Below are 17,533 nucleotides of genomic sequence, written 5' to 3'. Positions count from 1 at the left end.
GAGGGGAAAGAATGCAGATAGCCTTCAAAAGTGATAGAGGCCAAAATAGAGCAATCAATCAAGATTATGTGAGTTATTTCGTGAATGAGGCCCAACAGCCACTCATGATCGTATGTGACGGCATGGGTGGCCATAAGGCTGGTGACGTCGCTAGTGAAATGGGAGTATCCCATCTGGGGGCCGCCTGGAAAGGATCCCGTTTCACGAACAGCGAAGACTTGTCCCGTTGGCTGATCGCCAATATTCAGCGCGTCAATGATCTGGTTTTTCAGAAATCATTGGATTACAGCGATCTGGACGGGATGGGAACGACTTTGGTAGCCGCAGCCATCGTAGGCAAGGAAATCGTTTTTGCTAATATCGGGGATAGCCGGGCTTATGTCTACAGAAATTATAAACTCCGCCAAATTACAGAAGACCATTCTTTGGTGAATGAGTTCATCAAGTCAGGTGAAATAACCCCGGAAGAAGCGCAGCACCATCCAAGAAAGAACATTTTGACCCGCTCCTTGGGTGTTTCCAAAAAACTGGATATCGATATCATCGCCATGCCGCTTGTGCAGGGGGACCTGTTATTGCTATGTTCCGATGGACTGACCAACATGATGAATGATGAAGAGATCGCCCAAATGCTGAAGGAATGGCTTCCTCTTGAAGAAAAAGTCCTTTCCTTGGTCGATAAAGCGAATGCTGCTGGCGGCCTGGACAACATCACAGTGCTTTTGGCTGATTTTACGGATAGAGAGGGGGAACCGTTGTGGAGGCAGGAAAGAAATTAGGCGGCCGCTACAAAATTGTCAGGCATATCGGAAGCGGTGGGATGGCGAACGTTTATCTGGGACACGATCTGATTCTGGATCGGCCAGTAGCCATCAAAGTGTTGCGATTTGACTTCCGTAACAACACGGACGCTCTACGTCGTTTCCAGCGTGAAGCTCTCTCGGCCACGCAATTGATTCATCCGAATATTGTAGGTGTATATGACGTAGATGAAGAAGATGAATTGCAGTACATCGTGATGGAATTTATCGATGGCACGGATCTGAAAAAATACATCGACATCCAAGGACGTGTTTTGCCGGAAAAAGCGATCCATATCATGCACCAAGTTTTGTCGGCTGTGGCGTTGGCACATAAAAATCGGATTATTCACAGGGACATCAAGCCACAAAATATTCTGATCGATAATCAGGATCGCATCAAAATTACTGATTTTGGTATTGCAGTCGCGTTGTCGGAAACATCAATCACTCAGACGAATACGCTGTTGGGATCCGTTCATTACTTGTCCCCGGAGCAGGCCAGAGGCAGTATGGCCACTTCCAAATCGGACATATACGCTTTGGGCGTGGTGTTGTATGAATTGCTCAGCGGATCAGTCCCTTTCGATGGAGAGTCGGCTGTCAGTGTCGCTCTGAAGCATTTTCAAGAACCGATGCCATCCATCAGGGAAAGTCATCCGGAAATACCGCAGAGCCTTGAAAATGTTATCCTGAAGGCCACAGCCAAAGAACCGCTCGATCGTTACGCAACTTGTGAAGAAATGATGGCGGACCTTGATACCTGTTTGAGCGAGGAGCGTAGAAATGAAGCACCTTTTATGCCGGTATCGCTGTTACAGGAAACCAAAGTGCTTACGCCTTTATCCGCTGAAGCAGTGGCTAAAGCGGATATCGAAAAAACGATCATTTCGCCACCACAGAGTGTGAAAGCTGAAGCAATCCACGAATTCGAGCCAGGGCGAGAGGCAGCTGGAGGCAAGAAAAAACGAAAGAAGTGGCTATTTTTTCTTATTACGGTGTTCCTCTTGGGCCTGATTGGCAGTTTTTTCCTTTTCTTTTACAATAACCAGGAAGCAGATGCCGTGACTGTGCCGGATGTGTCCAATATGGACCAAGCTAGCGCACGCCTTGCTTTGGAAGATGTCGGGTTGGTATTAGGAAATATAACGGAAGAATACAGCGATGAAATAGAAGAAGATGCTGTCATTGAAACATCACCAAAAATCGGTTCCTCCGTTGCAGCCGGAGATGAAATCGACCTTATCATCAGTCTGGGAGAGGAATTGTTCACACTGCTCGACTATGAGGGCCAAGAATATGAACGTGTATTCGAAGACTTGCGTAAAGAAGGCTTCACAATCGAAAGGACGCATGAATTCAGCAGCGAAGTAGCAGAAGGCAATATCATCAGCCAAAACATTGAGCCTGGCACGGAGGTAAAACCTAGCGAAACGACGCTGTCATTTCTGGTGAGCGACGGAAATGAGTCCTATACGATGCGCGATTTATCGGGATACACGAGAAAAAGCGTCGAGGATTATGCAGGGCAATACGGGCTTTCGTTGACGATCACGGAAGCTTACTCAAGTACGGTTGCAGCAGGCTTGGTTGTAAGCCAAAGTCTTGCCAGCGGATCCGCGTTTGTATCCGGTGATGCCTTGAGTGTGGTGATTTCGAGAGGCCCTGAAGAGCCGAAAGTGGTTTCCTTCAGCCGTACCATTACGATTCCTTATCTCGCGGCAGCCGTATCGGAATCCGCTTCTGAGAGCAACAATGGTCAAGGTAGTGAAAATGCCAACAGCAATGCGAATGTCAGCAGTACTTCCAACGAGCCGAACCATATAGTCATTTATGTGCAGGATGAAGATCATACACTCAGTGACGTATTCCGTGAGTTCGATATTTCAGCAGATGAAGTTGTGACATTAAACTTCCGCATTCTGGAAGGCAGCTCCGCTTCCTACCGGATCGAAAGAGATGGCGAAGTCATCAGCGAAGCTTCTGAATTGACGCAATAGAATTGTATAGGTTACAAAAAATGACAAACATCAAAATGGTTTGTCATTTTTTTGTAGAACAGTGTAGAATAGAGAGAAAGAATCAAACTAGGAGGCGTTGTCGATTTGCAAAAAGGACAAGTCAGGAAAGCAATAAGCGGATTTTATTATGTGTATGTGGATGGTCAAACGTATCAGACGAGAGGGAGAGGAAACTTCCGCGTAAAAAACATGGCTCCGCTTATTGGGGATTTTGTCGATTTCGAAAGTGACAACTTAACGGAGGGCGTTCTGTTGGATATCTACCCCAGGAAAAATGAATTGGTTCGTCCGACGGTGGCGAATGTCGATTGCGGTGTCATTGTGATGTCGGCGATCGAACCCGATTTTTCTTCCTATTTGGTGGATCGTTTCTTGGTTTACCTGGAAGCAAATAACATCATTCCCATCATCTACGTTACAAAAATAGATCTGTTGGACGACAAGGCTAAAGCTGACATGCTTCAGTATAAAACCTATTATGAAGCAATCGGCTATACGATGATTCTATCGGATTATCCGGATGCATCTTCTTCTTTGGATGAACTGGTCCAGACCATGGGTAAAGGGATGGCTGTTTTTATGGGCCAATCAGGCGCCGGGAAATCAACTTTGTTGAACCAACTGATGCCCGAATTGGATTTGTTGACAGGTGAAATCTCGACCGCTTTGGGCAGGGGCCGCCATACGACGCGGCATGTCGAGTTGCATCCGGTTGGGGAAGCGCTGATTGCCGATACCCCTGGTTTCAGTACAATCGACTTGATCGACATTGAAGCGGTCGATCTGCCTTCTTTTTTCCCGGACTTTGAAGCGCTGCGCGATCAATGTCGATTCGCCGGCTGCATGCACATCAACGAGCCGAATTGCCGGGTGAAAGAGGCTGTTGCATCCGGAGAAGTGGCTCCGTACAGATACGAACACTATCTGCAGTTCCATGAGGAAATTGTAGGCCGCAAACCGATGTACATAAAAAAAAATAAGAGATAAGGTGCGTGTGAACATGAAAATTGCTCCATCCATATTAAGTGCTGATTTTGCGAATTTAGAAAGAGATGTCAAGTTAGTCGAACAAGCGGGTGCCGATTACATTCATATTGATGCAATGGACGGTCAATTTGTCGCCAACTTAACTTTGGGTCCAAATATTGTACAGGCAATCCGACCGCATACAAAATTACCGTTGGATTGTCATTTGATGGTGAGTACACCTGAAAAATTGATACCGGCTTTCGCCAGAGCCGGTGCCGATATCATAACGATCCACGTGGAAGCTACTGACCATATCCATGGCGCAATCCAGATGATCAAAAATGAAAATATAGCAGCTGGTGTCGTCATCAATCCGGGAACAAGCGTAGAAGTCATAAAACCCGTTTTGGGCGATGTTGATATGGTGCTCGTCATGACCGTCAACCCGGGCTTCGGTGGCCAAAGCTTCATCGAAAGCACCTTGGGTAAAATTGAAGAGTTAGCTACCTTGCGCGAAAAACATGGCTATCATTACGAAATCGAAGTCGACGGCGGGATTACCCACGAGACGATCGTCAAATGCATCAAAGCAGGGGCTGATGTATTCGTAGCGGGTTCTTACATCTATGACGATGAAAATCCATCCGCTGCCATCAGTAGACTGAAGGATGCCTGCCACAATGCAGTCTGAGAAAGTTGTGATCGTGGTCGGTGGTGACCTGACGGATGTCGCAGCTTTGGTCCGCCGTTATGCGACAAGTCATCGGATGGTGGGCGCAGACCGCGGAGCTTTGAAGCTTGCCGAACTGCTCCCGCATTTTGATGCGGCAATCGGTGATTTTGATTCTGTCACCCCTTCAGAAATGGAAGATATCAAAAAGAAAAGTCTTGTCTGCCGTGTACTCCCGGCACAAAAAGATGAGACGGATACTGAGGCGGCTATTGCTTATGCGATTGAAATGTTCAATCCGGAGGAAATCATTCTTTTGGGAGCTTTCGGAGGGCGTCTGGACCATCTGATGAGTAATTTGTGGTTGGCATTCCATCCACTTGTGAAACAGATGACGGGTAAGGTCAGTTTAATGGACCGCCATAATACGCTGCGATTTTATCTGCCGGGTAATTATGTGCTAAAGAAAGAAGAGGGGAAAAAATACTTGTCGTTCATCGGCATGACTCCGATCAAAGAACTGAAGCTGACTGGAGTTGCCTATCCGTTGAACGGAAAAGATTACGAGTACCCGATAGCTTTGGTCAGTAATGAATTCAAGGACACAGAGATGACGTTTTCTTTTGGATCTGGCCTATTGGCGGTCATCCAAAGCTCTGATAAGCGCGAATAAGGAAAGTGGCCACAACAATTGCGGCCACTTTCCTTAATTTTAGGATGGGAAATAAAAAAAGATGAGCTGGAATCATGACATGGTCCCGGGCTCATCTATATTTTTATACTCTTTCAACTTTACCAGATTTCAAAGCTCGAGCAGAAACCCAAACTTTTTTAGGTTTTCCATCGACTAAGATACGAACTTTTTGTAAGTTTGGTTTGAAAGTACGTTTTGTGTAGTTCATAGCGTGGGAACGGTTATTACCTGAACGGCTTTTACGTCCTGTTACGAAACATTCTTTTGACATTTTCTTTCCTCCTTTGCTGTTACAGAAGCAAAGCTTCTTTCCAATTCATACACTTGATTAATTTATCATAATTTAAAAGTGAATGCAACTGTTTTAAAGGAAAAATACTTGACAGCTGTTTTTTTAATGATGTCATCATCAAATGTCTGTACTATGTTGTCATTGAAAAGGCACTAGTGCTGGATAAGAAAACTGGAAAACAGTGGGAAATCAATAAGAATTGCCGCAAATCGACCGTAAATGAGAAATTTAATCGCAAAAAGTTATTTCTTTTGTATAAAATATGCTATCATAATTTATAATTACGATTGTGTGCATACATTAAGGAGGCTATTATAAATGGCAGTTAAAATCCAAACACAATATGGAATGGTTGACTTATCGAACGACGTGATCGCTACGGTAGTGGGCGGAGCCGCGACAGATAATTATGGAGTTGTCGGCATGGCGAGCAAAAATCAAATCAGAGATAATATCAGTGAAATATTGAAAAAAGAGAACTACTCACGCGGTGTCGTTATTCGTCAAGAAGATAATGGAGTTGCTGTTGATGTTTATATCATTGTACTCTACGGCACTAAAATTTCAGAAATTTGCCGGAATGTGCAAACGCAGGTCAAGTACAACCTTGAAATGATGTTGGGATTTTCCGCAAATACAGTGAATGTGTTCGTCCAAGGCGTAAGAGTTTTAAAGGACTAAAGATTACAGATCACCATTTGTTATATGGTGAAGGAGGATTATAAGGTGAAGAGAACTGAATTAACAGCGGAAGACTTTAAGGCGATGGTCGCAATCGGCGCCGAACGCCTTAGCGAGAATGCAGAATATGTGAATTCTTTGAATGTGTTCCCTGTTCCGGACGGAGACACAGGCACAAACATGAATCTATCATTCACATCTGGAGCTGAACGCGTAAGGCTGTCGAATGCTGCGACAATTGATCAATTAGGAGCGGACTTGGCTAAAGGTTTATTGATGGGGGCGAGAGGGAACTCAGGCGTCATTTTATCTCAGCTATTCCGAGGATTTTCAAAAGCGATCGAAGGCAAAAAAACTTTGAGTACAATTGATTTTGCGGAGGCCTTTTCCCACGGCGTCGAGACAGCTTATAAAGCGGTCATGAAACCTGTGGAAGGCACCATTTTGACGGTTGCGCGCGAATCCGCAAAAGCCGGTATGAAAAAAGCAGAACATACGGATGACATCATCGAATTGATGGGAACAGTCCTCAAGGTGGCGCAGCTTGCGTTGGATAAGACACCCGAGCTGTTGCCTATACTGAAAGAAGTAGGCGTGGTCGACAGTGGCGGACAAGGGCTGGTGTACATTTACGAAGGATTTATGGAATCGTTGACCGGAGAAAAAGTGAAGTCAGCTGAAAAGGTTGTCTCACAAGCGGATGTCACCGAAATCGCTCACCAAGAAAATTATCATAACGTTTCGCACGCAATTGCGTCAGAAGATATTCAATTCGGTTATTGTACAGAAATCATGGTCAAATTAGGCGAAGGCGAAACCGTTACGGACACTTTTGATTATGACACATTCCGTAATCATCTGAACGAACTTGGAGATTCCTTATTGGTCGTAGCAGACGAAGAAATCGTGAAGGTCCATGTACATACCGAATACCCAGGGGAAGTCATGAACTACGGCCAAAAATTCGGCTCACTGATGAAAATAAAAGTGGACAATATGCGCATGCAACATGATGCAGTCCTTGAAAAAGCCGATGCGCCTGCCAAAAAACTTGAAAAAATTCCTTATGGCGTGATAGCTGTTGCTGCCGGCGAAGGTGTGCATGCCCTGTTCAAGAGCATGGGTGTCACCACAATCATCAATGGCGGACAAACGATGAACCCAAGCACGGAAGATATCCTCAAGGCGATCGAAAGTACAAATGCCGAAAAAACAATCATTTTGCCGAACAATAAAAATATTTTCATGGCTGCAGATCAGGCTGCCGAAGTTTCTGATGCGGATGTTGTAGTAGTGGCTTCAAAAACGATCTCGCAAGGTCTGACAGCTATGCTTGCCTTCAATGAATCAGAAGACTTGGAAACCAATAAAGCCAACATGACTGCCGAACTGGAAAATGTTGTCAGCGGGCAGATCACGAATGCCGTGCGCGACACAGTCATAGATGGATTGGCCATCACCAAGGACGACTTCATGGGAATCGTCGACGGGAAAATCCTGACGGCCGACAAGGACAGAAAAGCCGCAACGATAGCAACCCTGAAAAAAATGATCACGGATGATAGCGAAATCGTCACCATCATCTTCGGGGAAGACAGCGATGAGAAAGAAAGCAAAGAGATTGCAGCGGTCATCGAAGCGGAATATGACTTTTTGGAAGTGGAAGTGCAAGAAGGCAATCAACCGGTATACAGTTATCTTCTTTCTGTAGAATAATCTGAAAAAGCTGAACGAGTTTCTCTGTTCGGCTTTTCTTTTTCAAAAACGGTTGGTCAAAGAAACTGTCCTGCTCCCGGAAGAAAGGAGGCGAACGGATGGAAGCGGAAGACAACAAGCAATTGGATATTTATGATCCAGTCGGGGAATTGCCCCATGTAGGACCGAAGAGGGTTGAGGCGCTGCATTCGTTGGGCATCGATACGATCTATGATCTGATCACACATTTTCCTTTCCGGTATGAGGACATAAAAGTCAAAACATTGGACGAAATCGAGGATTCGGACAAAGTGACGCTGAAAGGACAAGTCGTGACGGCTCCGGTCGTACACCATTACGGTTTTAAAAAAAGCAGGTTATCATTCAAATTAGCCATCGAAGATGCCATCATTTCGGTAACCTTCTTCAATCAGCCTTACCTGAAACAAAAAATCCAGCTTGAGGATGAGGTTGCGATCTTCGGTAAATGGGAACGCGCACGCCAATCTTTGGCTGGGATGAAGATCCTCGGCAGTTCGAACGGACAGGATGATTATGCCGCCATTTATCACGTCAATAAGACGATCAAGCAGCAGACCGTCCTGAATCTGATCAAACAGGCGATCGAACTTTATTCCTCGGTCATTCCCGAGATACTTCCGCAGCATTTGCAGCAGACTTATCACCTGATGACCCACAGGGAAGCCATCCGGGCGATGCACTTTCCCAAAAATGATGAAGAATCCGAGCAAGCGAGACGGCAAATCATCTATCAAGAGTTTTTCCTTTACCAAGTGCGCCTGCAGATGCTGCAGCGGAGCCGCAAAACGAATAACCGAGGCATTCCGATCCTTTATGACGTGGACAAGCTCAAGGGATTCATAGCGACTTTGCCGTTCGAACTTACGGATGGGCAAAAGAAGGTCGTCAACGAAATATGCCGGGATCTGCGCAAACCCTATGAAATGAACCGGCTGTTGCAGGGGGACGTCGGCAGCGGGAAGACGATCGTTGCGGTGATCGCTCTGGTCGCTACCGTTCTGGGCGGGTATCAGGGGGCTTTTATGGTGCCAACCGAGATTTTGGCGGAACAGCATTACCGCACCCTGCAGAGCCTGTTCGAGTACACCGATGTTTCTGTTGCCTTGCTTACCGGCAGCACAAAGACAAAGGAACGCAAAGAATTGTTGCGCAGGCTTGCGGAAGGGGACTTACATATCCTCATCGGGACGCACGCCCTGATCCAAGAGGATGTCTTGTTTTCCGACCTTGGTTTGGTCATCACCGATGAGCAGCATCGTTTCGGCGTGCAGCAAAGGCACAAACTGAACGAAAAAGGCAACAACCCGAATGTTTTGTATATGACTGCCACGCCGATCCCAAGGACGTTGGCGATAACCACGATGGGCGAAATGGATGTTTCGGTGCTTGACCAGATGCCTGACGGCAGAAAACCGATCAAAACGATCTGGAATAAATCGGACAAGATCGAAAATGTACTTGAGTTCATCCGGAAACAGATGGATAATGGACAACAGGCGTACATCATCACACCTCTGATCGAGAAATCCGAATCGCTGGATGTCAAGAATGCGGAAGATGTGCATCGAGCTGTGACGGCCTATTACAAAGGCAAATATCAGATCGGTCTGTTGCATGGCCGTCTGAAGTCTGACGAAAAAGATCAAATTATGCGGCGCTTCCAAAACAACGAGCTGCAGATTCTCGTATCAACGACAGTCATCGAAGTCGGCTTGAACGTGCCAAATGCAACGGTGATGGTAATCCAGGATGCCGATCGGTTCGGGCTTTCCCAGCTTCATCAACTGCGCGGGCGCGTTGGACGGGGGGATAAAGAGTCCTATTGTGTCCTGCTTGCCGATCCGAAAACCGATAACGGCAAGGAACGCATGCGCATCATGGTGGAGTCGACTGACGGTTTTTATCTGAGCCAACGGGATTTGGAATTGCGTGGGCCCGGCGATCTTTTCGGCAACAAACAGTCCGGTTTGCCCGATTTCAAATCTGGGGACATCGTGCGGGATGCCGTCATCCTGGATATTGCCCACAATGACGCCATCCAAATCACACGCGAACAAGACTTTGCAAACAATCCGGACTACGAAAGTTTGCGGGAAGCAGTCGAACGCGAAAAGGAAAAGTTAAAGAGATTACAGTGAAACTAACAAAAGTGAGGTATAACATCTATGAAGATTGCTGTCGATGCGATGGGTGGAGATTTTGCGCCCCAAGCAATAGTAGAGGGCATTTTAATGGCTGCAAAAGAATTTAATGATTTAGAGTTTTTGCTTTTCGGTGACGAAGCCAAAATACGCAAAGCTTTAGGAGACCAATATACCGATGGCGGGAAAATCAAAATCGTTCACACGACTGAAAAGATCGACAGCGATGATGAACCCGTCAAGGCAATCCGCAGAAAAAAACAAGCGTCCATGGTTTTGGCTGCTCAGGCCGTCAAAAACAAGGAAGCCGATGCTTTGTTTTCGGCAGGGAATACAGGTGCACTCTTGGCGGCCGGATTATTGATCATCGGCCGGATCAAGGGAATCGACAGACCCGGCTTGATGCCGATCCTGCCGGTCATCGGGAAGGAAAATGAGCAGTTCCTGTTGATGGACGCGGGTGCTAACGCTGACTGCAAACCGGAAAACATCTATCAGTTCGGCCTGTTGGGATCTTATTATGCCAAGTTCGTACAAGGTATCGAAAATCCAAGGGTCGCTTTATTGAATAATGGTTCCGAAGCAACGAAGGGCAGCGAGCTGTCCAAAAAAGCCTACGCCTTGTTGGAAGAGGACGCCAACCTGAATTTCACGGGTAATGTTGAAGCACGTGAAATTTTGCTTGGCGCTGCGGATGTCGTCGTAACGGATGGCTTCACCGGGAACGCTGTCCTGAAGACGATGGAAGGGACGGCAATGTCATTGCTGAAGCTAATAAAAAACCAATTACTATCAGGCGGTCTGAAGACAAAAATCGGAGGAATGCTGATCAAGGACTCTTTTTCGGAAATCAAAGATACGATGGATTATTCGAAGCATGGAGGAGCTGTGCTGTTCGGATTGCGGGCGCCGGTCGTAAAAACGCATGGATCCGCGGATAAAGTCGCTGTCTACCATACGGTGAAGCAGATCCGCAAAATCATCAGTTCCCACGTCATTGATGATGTCGTCAAGCACTTTGATGAAATGAATGCCAAGCCCGCAAGCCAAAGTGAGCACTAATAAAAAAATATAGACAAAAGATTAGCGTATGGGTAAAATAGATGTGAGCCTTTACAAAATATTTCCAGAAAATATGATGTAATTGGTTATGCAACGATAATGGAGGTGTAACGCTTGGCAGATACAACTACTTTTGAGCGAGTAGCCAAGATGGTTATTGAACGATTCGGTGTCGATGAAGCAAAGGTTACGAGAGAGTTGACTTTCCAAAACGATCTTGGGGCGGATTCATTGGATATTGTCGAACTCGTCATGGAACTGGAAGATGTCTTTGCTGTACAGATTTCCGATGAAGATGCTGAGAGGATAATCACAGTAGGAGACGCAGTGGACTACATCGATTCTCAAAAATAAGAATCGCAATAATTTAACGACAAAAGCAACATTGACGGTTCTCCAATGCCAATGTTGCTTTTTTTTCAGGCCGAGAGGGCTGATTATGGCAGCAACATGAAATGGATTAAAACTGGATGAAATGGCGGTTGTTTTTGTTAGGGCTTAAACGTATAATGTTAGGAGATATTTCCTCAAGTTTTTTATATAAGCACGAAAGGAGGCGCACGATGGGACTTGGAAGACCCTTGTTGGAGATAAATGCATTGCATACTGCGTTCCGGATGCAGGATAACTATTATGATGCAGTCGATGATGTTTCCTTCAGTCTGGAAAAGAATGAAATATTGGCGATTGTCGGTGAGTCCGGCTGTGGGAAAAGTACCCTCGCTACTACGATCGTCGGACTCCATAATAAAGTGAATACCCGGATTTCGGGAGAAATCATTTATCAGAACCTGAATCTTATCGATTTGAACGAAACGCTTTATAATCGCATTAGAGGAAACGATATCGGGATGATTTTTCAAGATCCCTTATCCGCACTGAATCCTCTGATGACGGTAGGTGAACAGATAGATGAAGTGTTGCTTTACCATTCCAGGTTGACAAAAGAGGAACGTGCACTGCGTGTGAGCGAATTGCTGGGCCAAGTTAAGCTGGATGATCCGGAAGGAACAGCAACCCGCTATCCGCATGAGCTGTCCGGAGAAGCGCGCCAACGGGTCGGCATCGCGATTGCGATTGCTTGCGACCCGCCGATCATCATTGCGGATGAACCGACGACCTCTTTGGATGTCACGGCGCAAGCCCAAATATTGGATTTGTTGAGCGAAGTGCGGGATGACACGGGTGCCGGGATCATCTTGATCACCCATGATTTGGGTGTTGTAGCCGAGGTCGCGGACAGAGTGGCCGTCATGTACGCGGGACAAATTGTCGAAACAGCCGGTGTCGTTGAGCTGTTCACGGATCCGAAGCATCCTTACACCCGATCTTTGCTGCGGTCGATGCCGCAAGCGAATGAGACGCTCGATTCGGATTCCGGGGAACTCTATGTGATCCAAGGGGATGTTCCTTCCTTGCAACAATTGCCTAAACAGGGCTGTCGTTTTGCCGGACGGATCCCGTGGGTCCCATTTTCCGCACACGAACAGTCGCCAAAAATGCATGAGGTTTCTAAAAACCATTTTGTTAGGTGCACGTGCCATGAGTCCTTCCGTTTTGAAGGGGAGAGTGAATAAGATGGGACTTTTGGAAATCAAAGATTTGAAGGTTCATTACCCGGTCAAGAGCGGCTTCTTGTCCGGGAAGAAACTTGCAGCCGTTGACGGCATCAGTTTGTCCCTGGAAGAAGGGAAAAATTACGGTTTGGTGGGCGAATCAGGATCCGGAAAATCCACAGTCGGAAGAGCGATCGTCGGATTGGAACGGATCACTTCAGGTCAAATCGTTTACGAAGGCAGGGACGTAACCGCTTCGATAAAAAAGCGGAAATCACCCCACAAACGCAATGTCCAGATGATTTTTCAGGATTCGGGTGCGAGTTTGAATCCCAAAAAACAAATCGGCCAGATCATTTCTGAACCTTTGCGTAATTTTGAGCATGTTTCCCTGCAGGAAGAGAAAAAACGGGTTCTGGAACTCTTGGAAATGGTAGGTTTACCGGAAGATACACTCCAGAGGTATCCTCACGAATTCACCGGTGGCCAGAGGCAACGCATCGCTTTGGCAAGAGCGGTTGCGCTGCGGCCAAAATTCGTAATAGCTGATGAACCCGTTTCGGTATTGGATCTTTCCGTTCAGGCACAAGTGCTGAATTACATGAAACGCATCCAGGGACAATACGGAATCGGCTATCTTTTCATTTCCCATGACCTAGGTGTCGTGAAGCAGATGTGTGATGAGCTGGCAATCATGTATCGAGGAAGATTCGTGGAATATGGAAACAAGCAGGACATCTATCTCAATCCGCAGCACATCTACACGAAAAGGCTGCTTTCCGTAATTCCGAATCTGGATCCGGGCAACCGGGATTTACACAAGCGTTTGCGGCGGGAAATAGAATCAGAATATAAACAAAGTATGGCGGGATATCTGACTAAGGACGGTCGTGTCGGGGATTTGATTCCGTTGTCGGAAACCCATCGGATTGCCGGTAAACTATCGAAAGGAGAGCGTTAGCGATGTGGAACAGAATTCTGAGACGCTTCTTCTTTATCATCCCACAACTGTTGGCGTTCAGTTTGTTGATGTTTGCACTGGCGCAATGGATGCCTGGAGATCCGCTGACTGGTCTGGTCGTTCCGGGGATGGATCAGAGCAGCCTTGACGTGATCCATGCGGATGCGATCCTGGATAACCCTTGGTACATTCGGTATCTGCATTGGCTTACAAATATGTTTAGCGGGGATTTCGGCCTTAGTTATACGTACCGTATGCCTGTGGCCGTTCTGGTTGGCGCAAGGCTTGGCAACACGCTCTGGTTAGCAATGACCTCGCTTTTGTTGTCTTATCTGATCGCTGTTCCGCTTGGCATTTATGCAGGGCGCTTCAACGGTTCATTGGGAGACAAGGTCATTCGTTTTTTGAACAGCATCAGTTTTGCCTTGCCGATATTTATTGTTACCTTGGTTCTGGTTTGGCTTTTTGGATTTCAATTGAAATTGTTTCCCACGCGGGGGATGCCTTTGTTGCCGGAAACACAGGGCGTATTTAGCTCTCTTTGGAATAGGCTCTACCACATAGCGTTGCCGGCGCTGGCCTTTGCTCTCTCGGCATCCGCCGGCAACATCCAACGGTTAAGGTCGGGCATCATCGAGGCAAAACAAGAAGATTATGTACTGACAGCCCGCTCAAAAGGCGTTCCGGAGAGTATGGTCTATCGGAGGCACATTTTCAGAAACGCAATTATGCCGGTGACTGCTCTGTTTGGTTATGACGTTACCGGTTTCATAGGGAGCAGTATTTTTATCGAATACATCTTCGCCTACCCGGGCATCGGCCGGTTGTTCATCACTTCTTTAGAATCACGTGATTTCAGTGTCATTGTTGCGTTGCTGCTGATTTATGGGCTGGCAGCTTTGATTGGCACATTAGTTTCTGACGTCATTTTGACTATCGCGGATCCGCGCGTCAGGATGAGATAGCAAGAGGAAAGGGGGGATACGGTGAATACGGAAGAAGAAAAGAAAGCAGGAAGAGTGGAAGAGTTGAAGACGGAGATAGTCTCCGTTGCGGCAGGCGAGAATCGTTTGAGCCACGAAGTGAATGAGGAAACCAAAACGGTTGTGGATTTCCGCGGCATGCTTGAAGAATTCCGTAAAGATAAATTGGCGGTCATTGCTTTTGGTGCACTCGTTTTGCTCTTGGGGCTGGTCTTTGTGGGATCGCTTTTTTTTGATACGAGTCAAGTCATGCAGGTGGATCTGTTGAACAGGTACGCTTCGCCGGGCAAAAGTCATCCATTGGGAACGGATGAAGCGGGCCGGGATGTGCTGGGCCAGTTGTTGCTGGGAGCGCGCACGTCGCTGATGGCCGGGACCGCTGTGACAGTCTTGACTGGATTCATCGGCATCGGCTTGGGTCTGCTGTCCGGCTATTACGGTGGTTTCCTGGATAGATTGCTTATGCGCTCCATTGATTTCATAATGGTACTTCCGGCAAGCGTGTTGGTTCTCGTACTGATGGCCATCGTATCGGAATACAATCTCTTAACGTTCATTTTGCTTATGAGCGCATTCAGTTGGGCGGGAAAATCAAAAGTTTTTCGGAACCGGACGCGTTTGGAGGCAAAACGTGATTATGTGCGGGCTTCCAAAACAGCAGGGACAAACGACTTGCTGATAATGGTCCGTGAAATCTTGCCTAATTTCAGCTCGCTGGTCATCATCAACACGACTATGTCATTGGCGAGAAATATCGGGATGGAAACAGGGTTGAGCTTTCTGGGCTTTGGGTTACCACCCACCGTTCCGAGTATAGGCAATCTGCTGCGCTATGCCATTTCCCCGACCGTCTTTGAGAACTATGTATGGGTATGGTTACCAGCATCCACACTCATCTTTTCAGTCTTGTTGTGCATCATTTATGTCGGTCAGGCTTTGAGGCGTGCGGCAGATGCTAAACAAACGCAAGGATAACAAGGAGGATGAGTATGCTGAATAAAATGATTGTTTCGTTCGTGTCGGCTGTGCTTTTGGCCGGTTGCGGAAACGAGGATGTCCTGTCGGGATCGGGCGATAACCTGTCTGATACATCCGCTGTCATACAAGAGTTTGACACTGTCATGAACAGCGATGCTCCTGCCATCGCCGGTGGAATGTTGAAATATGCACTGGTTGCCGAATCTTCTTTCCAGGGCATCTTCAGCCCGGTTTTTTCTGAAGATGACTATGACGAGGAACTCATGGCTTTTTCTCATGAACCCATTTTTTCCTATGATGAGAATTTTCAGCTTACCCAGGATGGAATGGCCACTTTTGTGCGAAATGACGATTTAAAAACGGTTTCGATTACTTTGCTGGATAACCTGAAGTGGTCGGACGGAGCTGCGCTTACGGTGGATGATATTCTGTATGCCTATGAAGTAATCGGCCATCCGGACTATTCCGGCTCCCTTTATGGAGAGGCTTTTGCGAATGTCGTGGGCATGACCGAATACCATGAAGGCACTGCCGCTTCAATTGCCGGTATCGAGGTTCTGGATGATACGCATCTCACGATCGCTTTCAAAGAATTGAATCCATCCATCTTGCAGGCGGGAGGTGCCTTATGGAACCAACCGCTGCCTAGACACCAACTGGAAAGCATCCCTGTATCGGAAATGGTACATTCATCCCAACTGCGTGAACAACCTGTCGGGACAGGACCGTTTCGGCTCAAGGCGATTGTTCCGGGCGAGTCAGCCCTTTTTGAAGCCAATGAATATTATTGGAAAGGGAAACCGAAACTGGATAACATCCTTGTGGAGGTTGTCGGTTCGGAAACGATCGTAGCCGAAATGGAAGCGGGAAACTACGACGTCGCTGTCATGCCGACAAGTTCCTACGAAAACTATAAAGATTTCGACAATATAACCTTATTGGGAAGAGAAGAATTGGCGACAACCTATATCGGGTTCAAATTAGGATCCCGGGACGCTGAATCTGGCGATAATGCGCTTAACCTGAGTTCAAAAATGGCGGATGCAGCATTACGGCAAGCGATGGCTTATGCATTGGACAACGAATTTGTCGCTATGGTCCTATTCGACGGGCTGCGGCAGCCGGCGAACGGTATGATTCCACCCGTGTTCGAAGGCTTCAGTGATGATGAGGCGGTCAGCTTCAGTTACGATCCTGTCAAGGCCGCAGCTTTGCTGGATGAGGCTGGCTATCTGGACAATGACGGCGATGGTTTTCGGGAAATGCCGAACGGAGAGCCGCTTGAAATCAGCTTTGCGGCAGTTGCGGGGGGAGACGCGGCTGAGACGGTTGTCGCATATTATATCCAACAATGGCAAAAAATCGGTTTGGATGTCTCGCTCGCTACGGGAAGACTGATTGAATACCAGAAGTTTCATGACTTGATTGCATCAGACAGTCCTGTTGTTGATGTTTATCAGGCAACTTGGGTGATAGGCATGGATCCCAATCCGACCAAAATGTTCAGCCGCACCAGTGCGCTCAATTATACCCGTTGGACAAGCGAAAAGAATGATGCTTTGTTGGGTCAGCTCAACGCTGCGGTTGCCTTGGACGAAAATGCGCGGACGCAGCTCTATCAAGAATGGCAAGCGTTGCTTTTCGAGGAAGCGCCTGTCATCCCTACGCTGTGGCGGACGCAGATTTTTGCTGTCAATAACCGCGTCAAAAACTTCAATATCCGTTATGGTGCAACCAGAGGATGGGAAACCATCGAACTGACATCGGACGAATCTGTCCGGTAATGCGCATTCACGCAGGTTGCCAAAGATGAGGATAAGGTTTGGGACTTTTGTCCAATTTCATTTACTTAAGGAAATTTAGAACTGTAAAAAAAGCGGGGATGCATCCCCGCTTTTTTTGATGTGCGCCCGGCATGGGTGATAACTTGGTGGTGAAAGTCCACTACAGGCTTTGCAGTAGGAACTGTTAGCGAATGACAAGGGTGT

The 17,533-nt window shown here is 47.0% G+C and carries 16 protein-coding genes; 15 read left to right on the top strand and 1 reads right to left on the bottom strand.

The genetic code is table 11. The features are described from left to right. The first annotated feature begins 11 nt into the window (after positions 1–11). The 5 genes from ACTCCX_RS02120 to ACTCCX_RS02100 all read left to right on the top strand — a co-directional run bounded on the left by ACTCCX_RS02120 (position 12) and on the right by ACTCCX_RS02100 (position 5,133). Positions 12–779, top strand: coding sequence for a Stp1/IreP family PP2C-type Ser/Thr phosphatase (locus ACTCCX_RS02120; protein WP_463274509.1), 768 nt, complete (start codon positions 12–14; stop codon positions 777–779). Continuing rightward, positions 758–2,800, top strand: a complete 2,043-nt coding sequence (gene pknB / locus ACTCCX_RS02115) for a Stk1 family PASTA domain-containing Ser/Thr kinase (RefSeq protein WP_463274508.1) — start codon at positions 758–760, stop codon at positions 2,798–2,800. The genes ACTCCX_RS02120 and pknB overlap by 22 nt, the downstream gene beginning before the upstream one ends. A gap of 105 nt (positions 2,801–2,905) precedes the next feature. After that, entirely contained in the window at positions 2,906–3,808 is a 903-nt protein-coding gene (rsgA, locus tag ACTCCX_RS02110; RefSeq protein WP_086988412.1) for a ribosome small subunit-dependent GTPase A, read from the top strand. Between the two features lie 13 nt (positions 3,809–3,821). Beyond that, positions 3,822–4,481, top strand: a complete 660-nt coding sequence (rpe, locus tag ACTCCX_RS02105; protein ID WP_068562157.1) for a ribulose-phosphate 3-epimerase — start codon at positions 3,822–3,824, stop codon at positions 4,479–4,481. Then, complete coding sequence (locus ACTCCX_RS02100; protein WP_276647386.1) at positions 4,471–5,133, top strand: thiamine diphosphokinase; 663 nt, start codon at positions 4,471–4,473, stop codon at positions 5,131–5,133. The genes rpe and ACTCCX_RS02100 overlap by 11 nt, the downstream gene beginning before the upstream one ends. A 103-nt stretch (positions 5,134–5,236) precedes the next feature. On the opposite strand, the gene rpmB is transcribed toward ACTCCX_RS02100, so the two are convergent. After that, positions 5,237–5,425 (bottom strand): 50S ribosomal protein L28, encoded by a 189-nt coding sequence (rpmB, locus tag ACTCCX_RS02095; RefSeq protein ID WP_068562155.1) that lies wholly within the window; start codon positions 5,423–5,425, stop codon positions 5,237–5,239. Between the two features lie 339 nt (positions 5,426–5,764). Here rpmB and ACTCCX_RS02090 point away from each other — a divergent pair, with 339 nt between their 5' ends. From ACTCCX_RS02090 to ACTCCX_RS02045, 10 genes are all read left to right on the top strand, one after another. After that, positions 5,765–6,127: an Asp23/Gls24 family envelope stress response protein gene (locus ACTCCX_RS02090; protein WP_068562154.1), complete on the top strand. Its 363-nt coding sequence runs from the start codon at positions 5,765–5,767 to the stop codon at positions 6,125–6,127. A gap of 45 nt (positions 6,128–6,172) precedes the next feature. Then, positions 6,173–7,843, top strand: a complete 1,671-nt coding sequence (locus ACTCCX_RS02085; protein ID WP_463274507.1) for a DAK2 domain-containing protein — start codon at positions 6,173–6,175, stop codon at positions 7,841–7,843. 98 nt (positions 7,844–7,941) lie between these two features. Beyond that, positions 7,942–10,002 carry an ATP-dependent DNA helicase RecG gene (gene recG / locus ACTCCX_RS02080; RefSeq protein ID WP_463274506.1) on the top strand — a complete coding sequence of 687 codons (2,061 nt, stop codon included), beginning with the start codon at positions 7,942–7,944 and terminating at the stop codon, positions 10,000–10,002. A 27-nt stretch (positions 10,003–10,029) separates the two neighbouring features. After that, the gene (plsX, locus tag ACTCCX_RS02075) at positions 10,030–11,067 is read left to right on the top strand and encodes a phosphate acyltransferase PlsX (protein WP_463274505.1); all 1,038 of its coding nucleotides are present in this window, start codon (positions 10,030–10,032) and stop codon (positions 11,065–11,067) included. Positions 11,068–11,181: 114 nt separating this feature from the next. After that, a complete protein-coding gene (acpP, locus tag ACTCCX_RS02070) occupies positions 11,182–11,421 on the top strand; it encodes an acyl carrier protein (protein WP_086941651.1) in 240 nt (79 codons plus the stop codon). A 209-nt stretch (positions 11,422–11,630) separates the two neighbouring features. Further along, the gene (locus ACTCCX_RS02065; RefSeq protein WP_463274504.1) at positions 11,631–12,644 is read left to right on the top strand and encodes an ABC transporter ATP-binding protein; all 1,014 of its coding nucleotides are present in this window, start codon (positions 11,631–11,633) and stop codon (positions 12,642–12,644) included. 1 nt (position 12,645) lies between these two features. Further along, complete coding sequence (locus ACTCCX_RS02060; protein WP_463274503.1) at positions 12,646–13,584, top strand: ATP-binding cassette domain-containing protein; 939 nt, start codon at positions 12,646–12,648, stop codon at positions 13,582–13,584. Positions 13,585–13,586: 2 nt separating this feature from the next. Further along, entirely contained in the window at positions 13,587–14,549 is a 963-nt protein-coding gene (locus tag ACTCCX_RS02055) for an ABC transporter permease (protein WP_463274502.1), read from the top strand. Positions 14,550–14,666: 117 nt separating this feature from the next. Further along, positions 14,667–15,542: an ABC transporter permease gene (locus tag ACTCCX_RS02050; protein ID WP_463274550.1), complete on the top strand. Its 876-nt coding sequence runs from the start codon at positions 14,667–14,669 to the stop codon at positions 15,540–15,542. Positions 15,543–15,556: 14 nt separating this feature from the next. After that, positions 15,557–17,329, top strand: coding sequence for an oligopeptide ABC transporter substrate-binding protein (locus ACTCCX_RS02045; protein ID WP_463274501.1), 1,773 nt, complete (start codon positions 15,557–15,559; stop codon positions 17,327–17,329). The last annotated feature ends 204 nt before the right edge of the window (positions 17,330–17,533 follow it).

The sequence above is a fragment of the Trichococcus sp. genome (assembly GCF_055118575.1).
The sequence above is the reverse complement of the archived record's forward strand: the minus strand, read 5'-3'. Positions and strand labels throughout refer to the sequence as shown.

Bases quoted from the DNA above. Each gene is read 5' to 3' on its own strand.
- ACTCCX_RS02120 (WP_463274509.1), top strand. From the start codon at position 12: ATGCAGATAGCCTTCAAAAGTGATAGAGGCCAAAATAGAGCAATCAAT.
- rpe (WP_068562157.1), top strand. From the start codon at position 3,822: ATGAAAATTGCTCCATCCATATTAAGTGCTGATTTTGCGAATTTAGAA.
- ACTCCX_RS02100 (WP_276647386.1), top strand. From the start codon at position 4,471: ATGCAGTCTGAGAAAGTTGTGATCGTGGTCGGTGGTGACCTGACGGAT.
- rpmB (WP_068562155.1), bottom strand. From the start codon at position 5,425: ATGTCAAAAGAATGTTTCGTAACAGGACGTAAAAGCCGTTCAGGTAAT.
- ACTCCX_RS02090 (WP_068562154.1), top strand. From the start codon at position 5,765: ATGGCAGTTAAAATCCAAACACAATATGGAATGGTTGACTTATCGAAC.
- recG (WP_463274506.1), top strand. From the start codon at position 7,942: ATGGAAGCGGAAGACAACAAGCAATTGGATATTTATGATCCAGTCGGG.
- plsX (WP_463274505.1), top strand. From the start codon at position 10,030: ATGAAGATTGCTGTCGATGCGATGGGTGGAGATTTTGCGCCCCAAGCA.
- ACTCCX_RS02065 (WP_463274504.1), top strand. From the start codon at position 11,631: ATGGGACTTGGAAGACCCTTGTTGGAGATAAATGCATTGCATACTGCG.
- ACTCCX_RS02060 (WP_463274503.1), top strand. From the start codon at position 12,646: ATGGGACTTTTGGAAATCAAAGATTTGAAGGTTCATTACCCGGTCAAG.
- ACTCCX_RS02055 (WP_463274502.1), top strand. From the start codon at position 13,587: ATGTGGAACAGAATTCTGAGACGCTTCTTCTTTATCATCCCACAACTG.
- ACTCCX_RS02045 (WP_463274501.1), top strand. From the start codon at position 15,557: ATGCTGAATAAAATGATTGTTTCGTTCGTGTCGGCTGTGCTTTTGGCC.